This is a genomic window from Photobacterium sp. WH24 (assembly GCF_019204055.1).
In the GTDB taxonomy this organism is placed as follows: domain Bacteria; phylum Pseudomonadota; class Gammaproteobacteria; order Enterobacterales; family Vibrionaceae; genus Photobacterium; species Photobacterium arenosum.
Map to the genome: position 1 here is coordinate 13,601 of NZ_JAGSOZ010000018.1, position 19,454 is coordinate 33,054.

The 19,454-nt window shown below is 48.3% G+C and carries 20 protein-coding genes; 16 read left to right on the forward strand and 4 right to left on the reverse strand.

What is annotated here, in order from left to right; translation table 11 throughout:
* Positions 1 to 49: 49 nt before the first annotated feature.
* Positions 50 to 1,180: a homogentisate 1,2-dioxygenase gene (locus KCG43_RS17725; RefSeq protein WP_192014245.1), complete on the reverse strand. Its 1,131-nt coding sequence runs from the start codon at positions 1,178 to 1,180 to the stop codon at positions 50 to 52.
* Positions 1,181 to 1,696: 516 nt separating this feature from the next.
* Between KCG43_RS17725 and phhA the strand changes: the two genes are divergently transcribed.
* From phhA to KCG43_RS17750, 5 genes are all read left to right on the forward strand, one after another.
* Positions 1,697 to 2,509, forward strand: a complete 813-nt coding sequence (gene phhA / locus KCG43_RS17730; protein WP_192014547.1) for a phenylalanine 4-monooxygenase — start codon at positions 1,697 to 1,699, stop codon at positions 2,507 to 2,509.
* Positions 2,502 to 2,843 carry a 4a-hydroxytetrahydrobiopterin dehydratase gene (locus tag KCG43_RS17735; protein WP_027254207.1) on the forward strand — a complete coding sequence of 114 codons (342 nt, stop codon included), beginning with the start codon at positions 2,502 to 2,504 and terminating at the stop codon, positions 2,841 to 2,843. The genes phhA and KCG43_RS17735 overlap by 8 nt, the downstream gene beginning before the upstream one ends.
* A gap of 410 nt (positions 2,844 to 3,253) precedes the next feature.
* Positions 3,254 to 4,018 carry a hypothetical protein gene (locus KCG43_RS17740; protein ID WP_218386591.1) on the forward strand — a complete coding sequence of 255 codons (765 nt, stop codon included), beginning with the start codon at positions 3,254 to 3,256 and terminating at the stop codon, positions 4,016 to 4,018.
* Between the two features lie 126 nt (positions 4,019 to 4,144).
* Positions 4,145 to 5,338 (forward strand): cystathionine beta-lyase, encoded by a 1,194-nt coding sequence (locus KCG43_RS17745; protein ID WP_218386593.1) that lies wholly within the window; start codon positions 4,145 to 4,147, stop codon positions 5,336 to 5,338.
* A gap of 161 nt (positions 5,339 to 5,499) precedes the next feature.
* Positions 5,500 to 5,856: a hypothetical protein gene (locus KCG43_RS17750; RefSeq protein ID WP_192014239.1), complete on the forward strand. Its 357-nt coding sequence runs from the start codon at positions 5,500 to 5,502 to the stop codon at positions 5,854 to 5,856.
* Between the two features lie 275 nt (positions 5,857 to 6,131).
* Here KCG43_RS17750 and KCG43_RS17755 read toward each other — a convergent pair whose 3' ends face one another.
* Positions 6,132 to 6,419 carry a hypothetical protein gene (locus KCG43_RS17755; protein ID WP_192014237.1) on the reverse strand — a complete coding sequence of 96 codons (288 nt, stop codon included), beginning with the start codon at positions 6,417 to 6,419 and terminating at the stop codon, positions 6,132 to 6,134.
* Between the two features lie 345 nt (positions 6,420 to 6,764).
* Between KCG43_RS17755 and KCG43_RS17760 the strand changes: the two genes are divergently transcribed.
* From KCG43_RS17760 to KCG43_RS17785, 6 genes are all read left to right on the forward strand, one after another.
* Positions 6,765 to 7,373 (forward strand): DNA-3-methyladenine glycosylase I, encoded by a 609-nt coding sequence (locus tag KCG43_RS17760; RefSeq protein ID WP_192014235.1) that lies wholly within the window; start codon positions 6,765 to 6,767, stop codon positions 7,371 to 7,373.
* A 94-nt stretch (positions 7,374 to 7,467) separates the two neighbouring features.
* On the forward strand, positions 7,468 to 8,433 hold the full coding sequence (locus KCG43_RS17765) for a cation diffusion facilitator family transporter (RefSeq protein ID WP_218386595.1): 966 nt from the start codon (positions 7,468 to 7,470) through the stop codon (positions 8,431 to 8,433).
* A 197-nt stretch (positions 8,434 to 8,630) separates the two neighbouring features.
* A complete protein-coding gene (locus tag KCG43_RS17770; protein WP_192014231.1) occupies positions 8,631 to 9,017 on the forward strand; it encodes a hypothetical protein in 387 nt (128 codons plus the stop codon).
* A 129-nt stretch (positions 9,018 to 9,146) separates the two neighbouring features.
* The gene (locus KCG43_RS17775; RefSeq protein WP_218386663.1) at positions 9,147 to 9,491 is read left to right on the forward strand and encodes a multidrug efflux SMR transporter; all 345 of its coding nucleotides are present in this window, start codon (positions 9,147 to 9,149) and stop codon (positions 9,489 to 9,491) included.
* A 616-nt stretch (positions 9,492 to 10,107) separates the two neighbouring features.
* Positions 10,108 to 11,442, forward strand: a complete 1,335-nt coding sequence (astB, locus tag KCG43_RS17780; protein WP_192014229.1) for an N-succinylarginine dihydrolase — start codon at positions 10,108 to 10,110, stop codon at positions 11,440 to 11,442.
* Positions 11,443 to 11,740: 298 nt separating this feature from the next.
* Positions 11,741 to 13,462 carry a phospho-sugar mutase gene (locus KCG43_RS17785; protein WP_218386599.1) on the forward strand — a complete coding sequence of 574 codons (1,722 nt, stop codon included), beginning with the start codon at positions 11,741 to 11,743 and terminating at the stop codon, positions 13,460 to 13,462.
* Between the two features lie 119 nt (positions 13,463 to 13,581).
* Here the strand turns inward: KCG43_RS17785 and KCG43_RS17790 are convergent, their stop codons facing one another.
* Entirely contained in the window at positions 13,582 to 14,037 is a 456-nt protein-coding gene (locus KCG43_RS17790; protein ID WP_218386601.1) for an exoribonuclease R, read from the reverse strand.
* A 196-nt stretch (positions 14,038 to 14,233) separates the two neighbouring features.
* Between KCG43_RS17790 and mrcB the strand changes: the two genes are divergently transcribed.
* From mrcB to KCG43_RS17815, 5 genes are all read left to right on the forward strand, one after another.
* Positions 14,234 to 16,609, forward strand: coding sequence for a penicillin-binding protein 1B (mrcB, locus tag KCG43_RS17795; RefSeq protein ID WP_192014223.1), 2,376 nt, complete (start codon positions 14,234 to 14,236; stop codon positions 16,607 to 16,609).
* A gap of 70 nt (positions 16,610 to 16,679) precedes the next feature.
* The gene (locus KCG43_RS17800; RefSeq protein ID WP_192014221.1) at positions 16,680 to 17,213 is read left to right on the forward strand and encodes an NUDIX hydrolase; all 534 of its coding nucleotides are present in this window, start codon (positions 16,680 to 16,682) and stop codon (positions 17,211 to 17,213) included.
* A gap of 158 nt (positions 17,214 to 17,371) precedes the next feature.
* Entirely contained in the window at positions 17,372 to 17,959 is a 588-nt protein-coding gene (locus KCG43_RS17805; RefSeq protein ID WP_192014219.1) for a YceI family protein, read from the forward strand.
* A gap of 76 nt (positions 17,960 to 18,035) precedes the next feature.
* On the forward strand, positions 18,036 to 18,653 hold the full coding sequence (locus KCG43_RS17810; RefSeq protein WP_218386603.1) for a fumarylacetoacetate hydrolase family protein: 618 nt from the start codon (positions 18,036 to 18,038) through the stop codon (positions 18,651 to 18,653).
* 46 nt (positions 18,654 to 18,699) lie between these two features.
* A complete protein-coding gene (locus KCG43_RS17815; protein ID WP_192014215.1) occupies positions 18,700 to 18,933 on the forward strand; it encodes a DUF3820 family protein in 234 nt (77 codons plus the stop codon).
* 52 nt (positions 18,934 to 18,985) lie between these two features.
* Here the strand turns inward: KCG43_RS17815 and KCG43_RS17820 are convergent, their stop codons facing one another.
* Complete coding sequence (locus KCG43_RS17820) at positions 18,986 to 19,408, reverse strand: DUF3010 family protein (RefSeq protein WP_218386605.1); 423 nt, start codon at positions 19,406 to 19,408, stop codon at positions 18,986 to 18,988.
* Positions 19,409 to 19,454 lie beyond the last annotated feature (46 nt).

Here is a 19,454-nt window from a genome sequence, read left to right on the forward strand (position 1 = left end):
ACTCCTTACTTTACAATGTAAATCTAATGCTTGTTTTTTCGCCTGTTGATCACTTACGGTTGATCCAGGAATAGACATAATCTTTGTTTTCAACGCCTTCCGGCAGATCCGCGACTTCCAGCGGATATCGGGTGTCGATCATCACCGCCACTTCATCGGTTTCTTTTTTCGGCTGCGACTGGCTGGCCGCCAGAGCCTTCGGGTGCGGGCCGTGCGAGAAGCCGCAGGGGTGGTGGGTGATCATGCCGGCTTCAATGTTGTCGCGGCTGAAAAAGTTACCCTTGTGGTAGAACAGCACTTCATCGTAGTCGTCATTGTTATGATAGAAAGGTACTTTCAATGCGCCCGGATCAGACTCGATCGGACGAGGCACGAAAGTACAGATGACGAAACCATTCGCGACGAATGTGGTATGTGCTGACGGCGGCAGGTGATAGCGATGGCTCATCAGCGGGCGAATATCACGCCAGTTCAGTTTGAAGACGGTCAGATTCCCTTTCCAGCCTTGCGCATCAAGAGGGTTGTACGGGTAGGTGATGGTATTCATCTGATCGCGGGCTTTGAGCCTGACTTGCCAGCGTTGATCATTATTTTGCTGTGCGAGAAAGGCGTCATCAATGCGTGCGTATTCCAGTACCGCCGGGTCATACACGGCATGCTGGCCTGCCAGACCGCGATCCGGCATCTGGTATCCGCCGTTGGTCGCTTCAATCAACAGCATCGAGACAGGTTCGTCGACCTCTATGCGCCAGCTGGTGGCGCGGGGAATGGTGATATAGTCACCTTCTGTGAAGGTCAGGTGGCCATAATCACAATACAGTTGGCCGCTGCCCTGATGAATGAAAAGCACTTCATCGCCATCACCATTACGGACCAGATGGTTCATGCTTTGGGTGGTATTCCAGACTCTGAGTTTCAACTGGTTGTTGAACAGTACCAAAGAGGCATCCCAGGGCGATTCACCCGGCTGCTCAAGGCGGGTCGTGTCTATGGCGCGGGGGCGCAAGGGGCCGTCCCACTCTACCCAGCCTGTAGGCGGATTGCTGTGATACATGTGGCTTGCAGGGCCAAAGAAGCCTTCTTTACCGCATTCACGTTCATACGTACCTTCCGGCAAGTCGCAGTGGGCCTGACGTGAGGCTTTACCTTCTATAATCGGAAATTGAAACCAGTGACGCATCTTTGGGTCCTCATTGACGATGACAGCCTGCGTTTGTCTGCAGCGACAAACCCACTGTCCCTATCCTTGTGTGCCAGACGCCCTGAAAACTCTGATGGCCGAGTATCGGCATATCTGGCTTAACATAGTGTTAACCTTCTGCTTTAACTCTGGTTGAGAGCGACTTAACAAGCAACCCCTCAAGCAATATTCACTTTTGCAAAGTGTGCGGTTTTTTTTACATAACTGTATGTTCTTATTGATGGTCTAAGTCGGTGCTCTGCTTCGTTTTTTCAATCTGGCCTGACAGGAGCTGAGCAATCAGGGGTATGTAAAATTATTGTTACACTGTATGGGTTGTGCGATTCCACTCAGGTGGTTCCATTGCGATCCCTAAAACGCCTACCCTTAAACGAGAAGGGACAGCTCCAGACTTATCTGTTGTTTATTCGCAGCTCGCCAATGGTTGAGCCGGAGAAACAGACCGTTGAGCTGATGATTGCCAAGGCAAGGCAGAGAGACATAGAAGGTTGTTTTATGGGCAAAGCGACAAAGTATGTATCGAAACAGCCGGATGAAAACGGCTTCATTCACTGGTCTGACGATGAGCACCAAATCTGGCACGATTTGGTGACAAGACAGCTTAGCTGTATAAAAGGCCGGGCCTGTGACGAATATATTCAAGGGCTGGAACTGCTGAATCTGCCTGCTGATCGTGTACCGCAACTGGCGGAAGTGAATAAGGTGCTGATGAAAAGCACAGGCTGGCAGTGTGTTGAAGTGCCGGCGCTGATTAATTTTGACCGCTTCTTCAAGCTACTGGCAAATAAACAGTTTCCAGTGGCCACATTCCTGCGTAGTCGTGAAGAATTTGATTACCTGCAGGAACCTGACTTTTTCCATGAAGTGTTCGGTCACTGCGCCATGCTGACTAATCCGGCCTTTGCAGAATTTACTCATACCTATGGTCGTTTAGGCTTTGCTGCTTCCAAGGAAGAGCGGGTCTATCTTGCGCGTTTGTACTGGTTTACGGTTGAATTTGGTCTGATGCGCCAGCACGGTGAGCGCCGGATTTACGGTGGCGGTATTCTGTCTTCACCGGGCGAAACCGAATATGCGATGACCAGCGATAAACCGATTTACAAAGTGTTTGATCCTGTTGATGTGTTACGCACACCGTATCGTATTGACATCATGCAACCGATTTATTTTGAGATTGATGGTATACAGCAACTGTTTGAGCTGGCACATCAAGACATCATGAGTATGGTTCATCAGGCCCAGTCTTTGGGTTTGCATGCACCTTTGTACCCGCCGAAGAACAAGGAGCAAGTTGGGGAATATGTCTGATTTAACTGAATTGAAGTGTGAAGCCTGTCAAATTGACGCCCCTATGGTGACAGACCATGAAATGGTTGAGCTGACGAAAGCGATTCCAGAGTGGGAGGTGCTCAATGTTGAGGGTATCAAACAACTGGAAAGGGCGTATAAGTTTAAGAATTTTAAGCTGGCCTGGGCGTTTGCCAATCAGGTGGCAGAGATGGCTGAAGAAGAATTTCATCACCCAACCATTACACTTGAGTGGGGTAAAGTGACGGTAAACTGGTGGAGTCACTCAATTAAAGGGCTGCATAAAAACGACTTTATCTGTGCCGCGAAAACAGATCGTCTGTTTGAAAATTAAACACCTTATTGATTCACAAAACACGTCAGTGAGTAAAGAATAAGCGCTAAGCGCCGGATTGCCGGCGCTTTTTTTGTTTGCTGTTACAGGTTGTACGGTTTTACTGTGTCAGGTTTATTGACATTTTGGTGTGCTGGATTTTTGTCCGAAGTTGTCTGTGTACCGATTCAGCAGGCATCTTGGGCCACACTGCGCGAATAGAAAGTCTTGCTGTACCTCTGATGCTCCTTCCTGGACCGTGTTTTGCATTTCGCCTTGCAAAATGCGACGCAAGTCACAAAAGTTTACAGCTCACACCTGAAACAGGCTCGCTTCCCCGTAACCGTTACCCGGCACTTTATTTGCATGATAAAGATCACATTCTTGTCCTGGTTTTGCGATTTGACAGGAAGAGGAATACCGGTAAAGCAATGTGGCGTATCACGGGTCGGTATGATCCGGACAATAACAGAAATGGGGGCGGCGCTATGTATGACGCAGAGATGAAGCTGAACCATCAGATTGTACAGTTTCTGGAGTACAAACTTCAGACACTTCACGAAAATATCCGCGAAAATATCACTGAACCACCTGAACTTTATACGGCTATGCTGGCGGTGCTGACGCAATATATGGCAGGCCTGAAGTCTATCACCTGTTTGCTCAACCATGGCTTTGTGCCGCAAACGCGGGGGATTTTTCAAACCCTGGGTGAAGACTATGAAGACATTATCTTTCTCAGCCTGCCCGCCTTGCATGGCACCATGACCCATCTGCATCACGCCTATCTTAAGCGTGTGGCAGGTGAAGAAGACTACGGGTATTACAGTCCGGTGTCGCGATGCGAGATCAGAAACCAGATCAGGGAAGCAAATGGCATCAATCACAATGTTTTTCAGCTTTACCCGAAGCGGCAGGCGTTGCAGGTTCTGCGTCCGTTAGGCGACAAACCCTGTTCTGCCAATCTGGCCATAGAGTTACATCGACACTTTGCCTATAAAGCCGTGTTGTTGACAGTACTGACAGCGAAAGTGGCTGATGAACAAGAAGTGATGCGCGAATGCCTGAATTATCGTGCACATCTTGAGATGGTGGATCCAGAGGCTGTGGTGATGCCTCAACCTAAACCTCAGACGCGCCCGCAGACTGCGCCAGCGCCAATCGCGAATGATATATCTTATGCGGCAATAAGATAACTGACACAGTCACTGCGCTGTACCCAAACACAAGGCAAGTGTGATAACGTCATGTGATGTAAGAAGCCATTGCGATTGCAATGGCTTTATCGGTTAAATGGATGAATGACAGGCATTGGGAACAGCATGGCAGAAAAGAAAGCATTAGATACTAAAATCATCACCGCCGGCCGCTCGAAAAAGTGGACTCAGCAATTAGTGAACCCCCCGGTTAGCCGCGCTTCCACCATAGTGTTTGATTCCGTCGCAGAGATGAAGCACGCCACCGCCAACAGGGCGAATAAAGCGCTTTTTTATGGCCGCCGCGGCACCAATACGCATTTTGCTTTTCAGGATGCCATGGTTGAGCTGGAAGGCGGTGTGGGTTGTGCGTTATATCCTTGTGGTACAGCTGCGATTTCTAATGCCATTCTGTCATTTGTAAAAACGGGCGATCATGTTCTGATGGTCGATGGCGCTTATGAGCCAACGCGGGATTTTTGCGACAAAGTGCTTGCGAAAATGGGCGTCGAAACCACCTATTATGACCCTGTAATTGGCGAAGGAATCCGGGACTTAATCCGCCCGAATACTACAGTGTTGTTTTTAGAGTCGCCTTGTTCCATCACCATGGAAGTGCAGGATGTCCCTACACTTGCGCGTATCGCCCATGAGCTCGATATTGTTGTCATGCTGGATAATACCTGGGCTTCGCCTATCAATTTTCAGCCGTTTGAACATGGTGTTGATATCTCCATTCAGGCTGCGACTAAGTATATCGTCGGGCACTCAGATGTGATGTTAGGTACAGCAACGGCCAATGAACGTTGCTGGGATCAGTTACGTGAACACAGCTATCTGATGGGACAGTGTACCTCTCCCGATGACGTGTATCTGGCGATGCGGGGACTGCGTACTTTGGGCGTGCGTCTGCGTCAGCATCAGGAGAGCAGCCTGAAAGTGGCCCGTTGGCTGGCTGAACGACCAGAAGTTGATCATGTACGCCATCCGGCACTGCCGAGTTGTGAAGGGCATGAATTTTATCTTCGGGACTTTAAAGGGTGTAACGGATTATTTTCTGTCGTGCTTAACCGGGGCAATACCGAAGCACTGACAGCATTGCTGGATGGCATGGAACATTTCAGTATGGGCTATTCCTGGGGTGGCTTCGAAAGTCTGATCCTGGCCAGTGAAGATGTTAATAAACTGCGTACCGCGAAGAAAAAAGCTTTTGCAGGTCCGATTTTACGTCTTCATATCGGATTAGAAGATTGCGATGATCTTATTCGGGATCTGGAAAAAGGATTCGAAAGGCTGAACGCAGTTCTGACGGCTGAGTAAGATTCCTCACCTTCATGATGACAGGCCACTTGATGTGGCCTTTTCTGTCTCTGGCTGTTGAGAAATACTGAACACATTTTAGGTAAGTTTCTGAAATAGGCTAAAATTTATTCAGACGACCTGATTGGGTCACTTGTGGCTGAACGAAAAGGAGAAAGGCCATGAAAAAATTATCTCTAGTATTGTTTGGGACATGGGTACTGGCGGGTTGTACCAGCATGGATTCAGAATATGGTGTAGGTGAGTACACACTTTTCCCTAAGGCTTATGTTAATGAAGAACCTTATGACAGCATTTATCACTTTGGGTTTAACCAAGGCTGTGAAAGTGCATTAAGTCTGAAAGGTGTGGTTGATACTGAATATATGAAAGATATTGCTCTGAATAATTCTGATACCCGCTATAACGAAGGTTGGGATGACGGTAAAACGGCGTGTGATGATGGCCAGCGACGGCTCATGGAAAGTAGCCACATATTGGCAGGTGAACCTAAAGCGGCAAAGGAAAATACATATTAACTTTATGTGACGGAAACAGGGACATCTCTCGGATTGTTTCCTGTCACAGGAGAGTAAAGTAATGGTTTATATACATTGTTGCCGTTACGTACCGTTAGTAATAAATTTATTACCTAAGTTTTTTGTTTGAGTGAAATATATATCTTACCGTTTGGTTAGATATGGGGCAAAAAAACAGACCTTTCGGTCTGTTTTAGAACGCATCGGGAATAATGTGGATAAGAAATAAACCTAGCCCAAGTTCTTCTTTTTGTTTTTCCACAATTCTGGTGCGTTTATGCCGCTAAGGATTTACCCATTGAATGGACTTGTCCTTGGTGGAACAGCACCGGCACAACAATGTGTACTTCAGTCAGAATTAAGTAACTGCTGTGTTCAGCTGGTGTATGCAGCTCTACAACGACTTGTAAATTCTGATCAATTGCTTTCTGAAGCGCTCTTGTTGTGGATGTTTTTCCTTTTTCGGCAAATGGACTAAATTTTCCATTTCGGGCATACACCCAAATGGTGAAAGAGTGTTCGTCTCTTTCAAGTTGCTCGATGAAATCAACGATGTGTTTCATTTCCAGTCCTTATTGTCGAGTCAATATCTGAATATTGACGCGACTATTATGAAATACCCACAATGAAATTCAAATTCTTTGATGGGATTTATTTGATATTGTGACTTAAGCGATATTTTTGTGAAATTTTGTTGCCCTATTTTGTCATCGGTATAGAAAGTGATATGTACAGTGTTTCTTATTGAGTGATCTTTAAACGTATCTTGCTAAGAAATATCGCTTTTATTGATTTTTTAATACAATCATAATAACGAATAAAGAATTCGGTGCTTGGATGTATAACGGTTATCTTCTCAGTTGTTGTTTTAATCACATGTTCATTTTTATTGCCAAGGGGTATATTTAATGATCGAGGAATCGAAAGTATGCGCATGGGCTATGCATCAGCCTCTTGAACGGGAATACCATGATACAGAGTGGGGGCTGGTTGTAACGGATGACAAAATCTTGTTTGAATTCATTACGTTGGAAGGTGCTCAGGCTGGTTTAAGCTGGTATACCATACTAAAACGGCGAGAGGCATACCGGCAGGCTTTTGCCGATTTTGACATTAAGCAGTTAGCAGAATGGGGCGATGAAGAAGCAGAAGCAATTCTTACCGGGTTTGACATTATTAAGCACAGGGGCAAGGTCAATTCTGTTTTTACCAATGCTAACGCCGCGCTGGCGTTACAAAAAGAGTTTGGCAGTTTGTCGGCTGCATTGTGGCAGTTTGTGGATGGCGTGCCGATCAATAATCGCTGGGAGAGTATTGATCAGGTGCCTGCGAGTAGTGAGCAATCAAAAGCCATGAGCAAGTTTCTCAAAAAGCGAGGCTTTAAGTTTGTCGGTGAGACCATTTGTTATGCTTTCATGCAAGCGGTAGGTATGGTGAATGATCATCTGGTTGACTGCTATTGTTACGAGCGCGCCGTCATGAGCCAGGGAGCAGCAGCCAACAGCAACACCCAGTAAAACAAGCATCCAATGCGTCTTCTTATTCTCAGCGTCAATGAAAAGACAGAACAGACAATAAAGTGGTTGTGCGGAGTCAGCAGCAGGAATGAGTATGCCAGAGCCTTCAGATCAGCATCATGATAAGGGAAAAACCATTCGGACCGTGACCCTGGTGGGCGCGATTCTGAATGTTTTTCTGGCGGTATTAAAGATTGGCATAGGTAAGTTTGCGGGCAGCCAGGCACTTGTAGCGGATGGGGTACACAGCTTTTCTGATTTACTAACAGATGCTGTCATTTTGCTGGGCTCCCGATATTGGATGGCACCAGCAGACAGCGGTCATCCCTACGGCCATGGTAAATTTGAAACCCTGGCTAATGTTTTTATCGGGCTAATGCTGGCACTGGTTGGAATTGGTATTGGCTGGGACTCAATTGAAACGCTCAGCGACACACCTCCACCAGCGCCAGGAATGCTGGCATTTTATGCTGCTGTTGCTGCGATTGTGATGAAAGAACTCCTGTACCGCTGGACAATGCGTGAAGCAAAGCACATCCGTAGTGCGGTTTTAAGGGCAAATGCCTGGCATCATCGCAGTGATGCGCTCAGCTCTGTACCTGTTGCTGTCGCTGTGGTTACCAATGCCATTTTCCCTTCTCTGAAATATCTGGACCAAATTGCGGCATTGCTGGTGACGGGGATGATTCTGAAAGCGGCATTCGAGATCATCTGGCCGGCTTTTAATGAACTGACCGATGCCCGAGGCAGTGAAGAAGTGGAAAAACGCTTGGTACACATGGCTGAAGAAGACAAAGATATTCGTGAAATCCACGCGATCCGCAGCCGCCAGACGGGGGGGAGCTTGTTACTGGATTGCCATATTCTGGTGGATCCAGAGATGTCGATTGAGAATGCCCATGCGATAAGCGAGCGGTTCAAGCAGAGCGTTATCACCAAGATGGACAATGTCATTGATGTGGTGATTCATATTGAACCATATACCTGTGAAGAGAGACTGGTGAACCCGTGCTCGCTGGACGAACAGCTTCATCAGCAGAAGAAGAAACCAGATCGCTGAGGGCGCCGCTCCTTGAGCCTTTTGGTACTTTTTTATCTTCCCGTCTCATTTGTGATTCTCTTTTACTGCAGTGATCTCACTAGGCTTAAAATGAAAATACCGAATATGCGTGTCATCTAACCGGCTGTATATTTGGCTTTTTTTGAACCTTCACGGCTGGTTGGTAGCAGACTGGCTAATGAGATACTGGGGGATGTATGCCGCTTATTCGTATAAAATCATTACCCTTTGCGGGCGATGTTGAAGTAAACGTTGCCTTGGGTATTTTATCCCAGGCCATTGCCGACGCCACCCAGATTCCCCAGCAGCACATTATGATTGTGTGGGAGTACATACCTGCGGGCCATTTCGTACATGGCGGGCAACTGGCGAATCAGCAACCATCAAATTCGCATCCTGTTCTTGTGGATATGGTTGCCCCCAATTTCAATACCGAAGCGCAAATTGCAGCCATGCTGGAGCTGATAGCCAGCAGTCTGTCACGTACCCTGCCGATTGCGCAGAACAACATTTTCATCAATTACACCCCGGCTTACAGTGATGGTGTATATGACGATGGCCATGTGGTTGAATGGGAAAGTTAACGACACTTGTGCTATCGCTCTGGTACCAGTGATGGCCAGGCAAAACATTTTTTTGTAATGTCATGGAACGCAGGTAATTCGTGTGTAGAATGGGCTGATTTTTATTAAAGTGAGTTGATCATGCTGCATATGATTTCTGTGTTGCCACCTATGCTGGCATTATTTATGGCGATTGTCTGTGAGGTGATCGCAACCTCTATGCTGCCTAAAACGCAGCAATTTACTCAACTTGTGCCCACCGTAGTGGTATTAACCGGGTATGGTGCTGCATTCTTTTTGCTTTCAGTGACGGTAAAAGTTGTTCCCATTGGTGTGGCCTATGCCATTTGGTGTGGTGCCGGAATTGTTCTGGTCGCCCTGATCAGCTGGTTGTGGTACGGACAAAAACTGGATCTGTACGCCTTGCTCGGCATTGCATTTATCATGGCCGGCACACTCATCATCAATGTATTTTCCAAGTCTTTAGCACACTGATAATCCGCTATCACATGGCATTTGTTGCTTAGTGGTATCAATCTGCATGGCTGGCCGGGCTGATAAACCTGATCAGCCACACAAAATCAAAAGAAAGAATAAGAAAAATATCGCACTTTTCACCAGTGGAAAGTGCGTAATTATGTATTCGATATGCAGTGGCCTGAAGCTGTTTTTTTCCTGCCCCAGCAAGATGGCTTGTGGCTGAATGCTGTCCTGCCACAGACAGTCTATGCTTTTAAAGCAATGAACGGCTGACCGTATGGATTTGCGCCAGTTTTGTACATGGATCACGTGAAAACGGTTGTCGCTTAAGGGGGGCTGCTCACAGAGGGGGAAGTTGAGCCGGGTAAGTGACTGCACGCCCTGTTTTACCTGATCCCATTTCACTGTCATCTGAAAAGTACCTGCAAAGCACAGACACACCGGCTGTAAACGCTGCGTCTGTTTACCGGGGCTTTCACAACACCAAACGACGCCAGAGCGATGAATAGCCATGCTGCAAATTGGTGATAATATCTAATTTATAACATTTGGTTAGACATTTATCTGGATCTTGTTGCTAATGTAAAAGCTTTGTTATCTTTAGCCCGAGATAAACTGAGATGGAAAGTCTATGAAAGCACGTGAAGCGAATTTTGACGGATTGGTAGGGCCTACGCACAACTACAGTGGTCTGTCGTATGGTAATGTTGCGTCTGCCAAAAATCAGGCGGCGCCATCTAATCCGAAACAAGCTGCCAAGCAAGGCCTGGACAAAATGAAGGCCCTGGCCGACATGGGTATGTTGCAGGGTGTGCTGGCACCGCAAGAGCGTCCAGACGTCCACACTCTGCGCCGCCTGGGTTTCACAGGCAGCGACAAGTCAATTATTGAACAGGCTGCGAAACAAGCGCCTAAAGTGCTGGCTGCGTGTTGTTCGGCGTCCAGTATGTGGACCGCGAATGCAGCCACTGTGTCGCCATCGGCAGATACCGCCGACGGCAAGATCCATTTCACACCGGCAAACCTGACCAATAAGTTTCACCGCTCCATTGAGCATGAAGTAACAGGCCGCATTTTGCGCAGCACCTTTGCCGATCCTGAATACTTCTCTCACCACTCGGCACTGCCAGCGGTAGAACATTTTGGTGATGAAGGCGCGGCGAACCATACCCGTTTCTGCAACGAATACGGTGAGCACGGCGTTGAGTTTTTCGTCTTTGGCCGTCACGCTTTCGATACCCGCCACCCGGCACCAAAAGTGTTCCCGGCCCGCCATACGTTTGAAGCGTGCGAAGCGGTTGCCCGTTTGCATCAGCTGGATCCGGCTAAAGTGGTGATAGCGCAGCAAAACCCGGATGTGATCGACCAGGGTGTATTCCACAACGACGTGATCGCAGTGGGTAACAAGAATATCCTGTTCTGCCACCAGCAGGCATTTTTAGATCAGCAGGGCACTTACCGCTCTCTGAAAGAGAAAATGGGCGAAGGCTTCAACATTATTGAAGTCCCTACCAGCGCTGTGTCTGTTGATGATGCTGTAACCAGTTACCTGTTTAACTCTCAGCTGATCGAAACACCTAACGGTGAAACTCTGTTGGTTCTGCCGGAAGAATGTCGCAAGAACGATAATGTCTGGCGTTATGTTGAGCAGTTGATGGCAGACCAACGCGGTATTGATCAGGTAAAAGTGTATGACCTGAAACAAAGTATGGCCAACGGCGGTGGCCCTGCGTGCTTGCGTTTACGTGTTGTGCTTAATGATCAGGAAGTACGTGCAGTGAATCCTTCAACCCTGATGAATGATGGTTTATACGGCCGACTGAATCAGTGGGTTGACAAGCATTATCGTGATCAGATGGTTGAAGCTGATCTGGCTGATCCTCAGTTACTGGATGAATCCCGTGCTGCACTGGATGAACTGACCCAGATTCTGGCTTTGGGATCGGTTTACCCGTTCCAGCGCTAAGCTTCAGTTAAAGTGTTTTCTCCAAGCTAAAGCGGTATGCCATTCAGGCTGCCGCTTTTTTCTTTTTTATCATTCGCTTAAATCTGACACCATCAGCTGTGTATCCCTCTATACTTGTCAGACAGAGTGATGCCATTCCGACTATTTCCTGGTTATTCTTCGCCATGGCGATGCTATCTTTTTGATGCCGGGACGGTATGAATATCGCGCAGACAGTTAACATCAAAAGCAGTTAAAATGCGAATAACTATCATTTGTGATATTTTGTTTTCAGACCCTGCAATTAGGAAGACAGAGAATGAAAGAGTTGATAACACGCTGGTTAAAAAGAGATCCGGACCCTGCCACCCGGGACGAGTTACAGAACCTGATTGATGCCGGTAATGAACAGGAACTGACCGAACGCTTCTCTGGTCGTCTCGCCTTTGGTACCGCGGGTTTAAGGGGCATAGTGGGTGCTGGCCCCAACCGGATGAACAGGTTGGTTATTCAGGAAACGGCGACCGGGCTGGGGCAGTATTTACAGCAAACCGTGCCTCAGGCGACCCAGCAAGGCGTTGTTATTGGTTATGATGGCCGGCCAGATTCAAAAACCTTTGCCCATGATGCTGCATCAGTATTAACGGCGCAGGGCATCAAGGTTTACCTGACGGTCACGGTCGCGCCAACCCCGCTGGTGGCTTACGGTGTCACAGCTTTAAAGGCGGCCGCAGGTATTGTCGTGACAGCCAGCCATAACCCGCCGGCTTACAACGGGTTTAAAGTGTACTGGGGCAATGGCGCACAAATTATTCCCCCTCACGATAAAGGGATTGCTGCCGCCATCGACCAAGCAGCGCTGCAGCCACTTGATCTGATGGATCTCAATGACGCCGGCAATCAGGGGTTACTGGTTTGGCTGGATGATGAATTTTATAACGATTACAGAGCATCGATTAAACAAAGTGCATTACTGCAAAATCATGCCAAACCCGATGCGGTCAGCATCGCTTACACAGCGATGCATGGCGTGGGCGCACAAATGGCAGAAACTCTGCTCGCGGACGCCGGATTTACTCACGTATACAGTGTCGCCGCTCAGCGAGAGCCGGACGGGACGTTCCCGACGGTAAATTTTCCTAACCCAGAAGAGCCGGGCGCCATGGATCTGGTTATTGCGGAAGCGGAGAAACACCAAGCGACGCTCGCATGTGCTAACGATCCGGACGCTGATCGTTTTGCGGTGGCGGTTCGCACCTCTGAAGGTCAGTATAAAATGCTGACCGGCGATCAGGTTGGTGTCTTACTGGGGCACTATCTGCTGACCAGAGCGAATCCTGAAACAAGCCTTGTCGGCACCACTATTGTCTCTTCCAGCCTGTTGCAAAAAGTGGCGTCGCGTGTCGGTGCTGATTACTACCAGACACTCACTGGCTTTAAATGGCTGACCAATATTGCGATGGAGAAGCAGCGTGAAGACAGCTGTTTCTTGTTTGCGTATGAAGAAGCACTCGGTTATACCGTGGGCGATATGGTGTGGGATAAAGACGGTTTATCCGCGATGCTGGCGTTTGCACAAATGACGGCTGAATTGGCTTTACAAGGTCGCACCGTGTGGGATCAGCTCGAAGCCATTTATCGCGAACACGGTCTGTATCTCAATTCACAGGTCAGCATTGCTCTGTCACCGAATTCCCCGCCAATCGGCGACACCCTGCGTCAGCAACCGCCTGAGGAAATTGCCGGGCGCAATGTTGTGCGTATTGATGATCTGAAATCCTCCACACGTTATAACGCCGATGGTTCAGTTGAGACGATCGATTTGCCCGCCAGTGATGTGCTGATTTATTTCCTGGAAGATGATGCCAGAGTGGTCGTCCGCCCTTCAGGAACAGAGCCTAAGCTGAAATGCTACTACGAGGTGGTTGAGGTCATTGATCAGATCGACACTCTGGAGCATGCCTATCAGCGTGCTCAAAGCAGTATGGACGAACTGGTGCATCGTCATCAGAACAGCTTGACGGGTCTGACCGACAGGTAATTATTTGCTGTTGTCTGGGGAAGAACGCCAGCTTTGCCGCTGGCGTTTTTATTGATAGCTGTGGCACAAAGTAAGGTGCGATACAGGTTGCAGCTTACGCCAATGACTGGCCTGGCAGGCTATGAGTCTGACGTGTGTCCGCTCAGGCTGGCATAACGGTGCAGCAGCTCTGTCAGTGCTGTAATCCAGCCGAAGGTGTCTGACGGTGCGTTCTTCAGCAGTTTCTCTACTTCCTGGCAATGTTGCTCCAGAGTGACGACTTCTTCCATCTGGAAAGCCATGGCATAAAAATGCCAGAGCAGCAGCCGTGTCATTCTCTCGGTATTCTGTTTTGCCTGTTCAGAGCCGGAAAAGGCGGAAGACACTTCCCCTAAAGCTATCGCTGACATTCGGAGCATGGCGTCAAACTGGGCAGCACGCTGGCGGTCAGCAGTCTGGGTTTCCTCCGGCTCAAAGGTGAACAACTCTTCCATGACATCCTCAGGGACCATACGGCTGAGGATGCGTTGGCTGAACTCTTCCAATTCGTGGCGGGGCATAGTGAGCAGACAGTTTAATGTGTAATCCCGTTGCATCGCTCTCTTTCTCCGGTAAGGCTGCAATGTCTAATGGCCTGTATTTTGCGTGATGATGTGAAGAATTACTACCGCTGTCATTCAGTTACAGCCGTGAAGCCCTTTATACATGCGGTCTGGCGTCATTTAGTTGACACAGGATTGACAAAAAATGAGCAAAATTTAGCTATCTTGCATGCCACAAAGTAATCAAATTATGCTGAGTGTGCATATTCAGCAGTTAGCGAAGATGAAGGTAATGACAGAGTCTGAACAACAATCTGCCCATACTTCAGCCCGATATTTGCCGGGTAAGAATTCTGATGGGGGCGAGCCACCACGCCGCAGCAAGTGGAAAATTCTGCTTGCCCTTATTCTGGTTGGCAGCCTGATTGCCTTAGGTGGGCTGGGCTGGACGCTTAATAAACAGATAGCGGATAAATTTGCCGGTCAGCTTTGGCAGCTACCCTCTGTGGTATATGCCCGCGAGTTGGTGCTGGAACCTGGAGCACAGGTGCGATATGAAGATTTAGTGAAAGAGCTGAAAGCCTTGAACTACCGCAAAGTCAGCAAGCCGACCCGGGTGGGTGAGTACAGCACCAGCCGCCTGAAAGTGGAATTCATTCGTCGTCCCTTTCAGTCACGCAGTGGTCCCCAACAAGCACGTCATGTGATTGCTGAGTTTAACTACAGTTCGGTTAAACGTGTTGCCGATGCGAACACGCATCGTGAATACGGTATTTTTTCTGTTGAACCGCAAATGTTGGGTATGCTGGAAACTGACTCTAACGAGCTGCGTTTGTACAAACCGAAATCAGAGCTGCCTTCTACGCTGATTGATGCACTGCTCGCAACGGAAGACCGTGATTTTTATACCCATGACGGTGTGTCTGTGGTTGCTATCGGGCGCGCGTTTCTGGCGAACATGAAAGCGGGACGCACCGTGCAGGGCGGCAGTACGCTAACTCAGCAGTTGGCGAAAAACCTGTTTCTATCCAGCGAACGCAGTCTGTGGCGGAAGTTTAAAGAAGCTTATATGGCGTTAATCATTGATTATCGCTACAACAAAGATGAAATCCTCGATGCCTATCTGAATCAGGTTTATCTGGCACAAAGTGGCTCGGATGCGGTGCACGGTTTTGCTCTGGGTGCCCGTTTCTACTTTGGTTTGCCGCTGTCAGAACTGCGCATTGATCAGCAGGCACTCTTGGTCGGCATGGTGAAAGGCCCGTCTTATTATAATCCCTGGCGTTATCCGGAGCGTGCGAAAGAGCGCCGGGATCTGGTGCTCAGCCTGCTGCACGATACTCAGAAGATTGATGATGAGACGTATAAAAAAGCCATCAAGCAAGATTTAGACTTACAGCCAAAAGGACATGTCGCCGGCAGGCAGCCAGCATTCTTTAGCTTATTGAAGCAAGAGCTGAACAAACGTGTCAGCCAGGGTTACAAACCGGGTCTGGGTTTACGTGTTTATACCACACTGGATCCTATTTCCCAGGCCAGTGCTGAGGGCGTTGTGCGGGCAAAAATGTCGGCTCTCAAGAAGCAGCACGGCAAACAGCTTGAAACCGCTATGGTAGTTGCAGATCGCCAGACCGGTGAAATCCGCGCCATGGTCGGCGGCAGCCGTCCTGAATTTGAAGGGTTCAACCGCGCACTTGATGCCCGCCGTCAGATCGGTTCGGTTGTGAAACCAGCGGTTTACTTGTCGGCGTTGGCACGACCAGAGCGATTCACTCTGGCCAGTAATCTGGATGACAAACCGCTTACGCTTACCGATGAAAAAGGGAAAACCTGGTCTCCCCGTAATTATGATCGCCAGTTTCGTGGTGAAGTGCCTTTGGTTCAGGCACTGGCACGCTCCTATAACATACCTACAGTGAATCTGGGGATGTCGGTTGGTTTAGACAACGTGGTGGATACTCTGGTTGATCTTGGCGTTGATCGTGGTCAGATCCCTCAGGTACCGGCAATCTTACTGGGCGCCTTTACTTTGTCGCCGTATGAAGTAACGCAAATGTACCAGACCATTGCCAATGAAGGCCGTCGCAGCGAACTGACAGCCTTGAGTGCTGTGACTGACAGCGATGGTGAGATGATTTATCAGGCATTGCCGACCGCGAAACAGGTGGTCTCCAAGCAATCTGCCTGGCTGACCATGTATGCAATGCAGAAAGTGGTCTCTGAAGGCACAGCCCGTTATCTGGACTCGATTCTTCCGTCACTGAAGCTGGCCGGTAAAACCGGTACCTCTGATGAAGGCCGGGACTCCTGGTATGTAGGCGTTGATGGCCGTGAAGTTGTGACAGTGTGGATGGGCAGGGATGACAATAAAAATGTCAAACTGACAGGCTCCTCAGGCCCGCTGCGTCTGTATGCGGATTACATCCAGCGTCGTGATCCTGAACCGGTCAAGCTGCAGGAACCGAAGAATATTACGGATGTTGCCTATCAGGTTAACCAGCAAGGCGGTTTGACACAGGCCTGCATCGGCCAGGTTGAGTTGCCTGTCTGGGACAAAGACGGCCGTCAGTCGCAAGGCTGTGAAAATAAAGTCTCTACCATTATTCGCTCGATCTTTAATTGGTAGCAGTGACTGGAAATCATCAGCGGGTCGGTTACAATGCCGACCCGTTTTTATATCTGAAGAGTACTCTTTTATGCGGCTTCTCAAGCGTACGGTTCATCCTGATGTCTCTGATTTAAGTGGTTCGATGTTTTACCGTGAAGCAGCCAGAGCAATAATCCTGGACGGTGACAATATTCTGATGCTGTACACCGCAAGGTATCACGACTACACCTTACCCGGTGGTGGTATTGATGAAGGGGAAGATATTGAGGCCGGGTTGGTTCGCGAGCTGCAAGAAGAAACCGGCGCCCGCAATATCCGTGACATTGTCCCTTTTGGTCTCTACGAAGAGTACCGGCCATGGTATAAACCTGAGTTTGATATCATGCATATGAAATCATTCTGCTTCACTTGCCGTATTGACAGTCAGTTAGGTGAAACGCAATTGGAATCGTATGAAATCCAGAATGGCATGAAACCTGTCTGGATGAATATCCATGACGCGATTGCTCACAACGAAGAAACGGTTGCAAAAAACGATAAAAAAGGGCTGTCTGTGGAGCGCGAGCTGTTTTTGCTTAAATGTATCCGCGATGAGCTGCTAACTGTGACTGAGAATGCCTGACTTTGGTGTCATTCTAAAGCAAGCAAGTAATTGATTGCATTAACCAAGACAAAAAGTGAATTCGCTCGATAAATGGTAACTTCATCGTTATTTTACACGCGGAATGGACGGAAACTGCCTATGATTATATCCAAGTAATCGTATTTTTGGAGATAGTTATGGCTTTATCAGTTCGCAACATTATTTTTGTCGCTCTGGCGGTATTTCCTCTCTGTGCATCAGCTGCCTGGAAGCTGGATAACAGCCAATCGCAGTTGCGTTTCCTGTCGGTGAAAAATAACAGCGTCATTGAGCAACATGCTTTCAAAGAGCTGGACGGTTCTATCACTGATCAGGGGGAAGTGCAGGTGATGCTGGACTTATCCAGCGTGGACACGCAAATCCCTATCCGTGATGAACGTATGAAAGCGATGCTGTTCAAGGTGTCGGACTTCCCCAAAGCAATGCTGGAAGGCGAGGTTGACATTACCGGGCTGGCGGATCTTAAGCCGGGAGAAACCCTGACGCAACAAGTGTCTCTTAAGCTCAATCTTCATGGTGCTATCAATCCGGTGAATGCGGATTTACGAATTACACGTCTGGTTGACGGCACGCTGATGGTCAGCAGCCAGAGCCCGATTATCATTGATGCTAAAGCATTCGGCTTAGAAAAGGGAATTACCGCGTTACAAGAAGTCGCGAATTTGAATGGAATATTGCCAAGTGTCCCAGTCTTTGTGAATCTGGCATTTGTGCCTGAATCATAACCCTCTGAATTATTTTGACCTTGGCGGTCACGCTCATTATGCTCTGCCATATTCACATTGAATACAGGGAGTGGTTATGAAGAGCGTGACGGTCAGTGGTAAGCAAATTCAGCCGGGAAAAGTGATCTGCATAGGGCGAAATTATGCCGCCCATATAGAAGAGCTAGGTAATGAAATGCCCGAAGAGATGGTCATTTTCATGAAGCCTAACACGGCGATTGGAGATGAATTACACGCGACTCATGGTGGTGAAGTGCTGCATTATGAAGCCGAGATTGCGTATCTCTATCATGGCGGCCAGTTCAGCGCAGCCGCTCTTGGGTTGGATCTTACCAAGCGTGATTTGCAGTCTAAGCTGAAAGCTAAAGGCTTGCCGTGGGAGCGCAGCAAGGTGTTTGAAGGAGCCGCATTGTTCAGTGAGTTTGTCGCTTTACCTGATTCGGATTCCCCGCTTGGATTATCGCTGCACATAGATGACACCCTGGTTCAGAAGAGCGACACAACATTCATGCTTTACTCACCGGAAGTTATCCTGGCTGAAGTGCAGAAGGTCATTCCGCTTGAGGATGGCGACGTGGTAATGACCGGGACACCCGAAGGAGTTGGTCAGGTGATAGCCGGGCAAGACTTTCTTGGTGCATTAACCTGTAATGAGGAAGAGCTGGTCAGTTTTGGCTGGACAGCAAAGGACTGACACCTATTTCAGCTGAAGACAAGTTAACACAAAGCGGTATGCATCCATGTTCGAAAAACGTGATTTGGTCAAACTGGCCAATATGAAAATGCCATTTGGTAAGTACAGTGGTCGGGTACTTATCGATTTACCTGAACCTTATCTGCTTTGGTTTGCCAAGCAGGGTTTCCCGGATGGCGAGCTTGGTCGATTGCTGGCGATAACGCTTGAAATGAAAATTGAAGGGTTAGAAGAGGTTATCAGGCCATTGAAAGGTTTTCGCCTGGATGCTCAGGCTTGATCAACATCAGCTATCAGAAATTAACAGGGAGCCGTCTGGCTCCCTGTTGTGTTTACTGGCTCAGAAAGGCGTAGCCTGCCACAAAAGCATTTTCCTGAAACTGGCGCAATCCTGTGCCGCGGAAATCTACTGACAACGGGCTTCTTTTCAGCTTTTCTTTGATATCGGCATTGCTGATAAAAGTGACATCCAGATCGTCAATCAGCTGAATAGCGGTTTCCATTTTGAAGCTTTCAGCGCTTCCCGCGTGCTTGCCACGTGTTTCACGGGTTTTAATGACGATGTGCTCCACCTGGTAGTCTTCGACCAGTTTTTTGAAGCTTTTCTGAAATTGACGCATCTGTTGGTTGTCAAAGGCATCGCTTAGCACCAGTTTCTGCGATCGGCAGTCAGGAATTGAAAACATCCCTTGTTTCAGTGACAGCAGACAAAGGTTAGCTTCTTTACCTTTCAGCTCCACGGCAAAAATTTTCATGGTATATCTCGAATAATGACTATGGCGGCTATTGTAAGCCAAGATA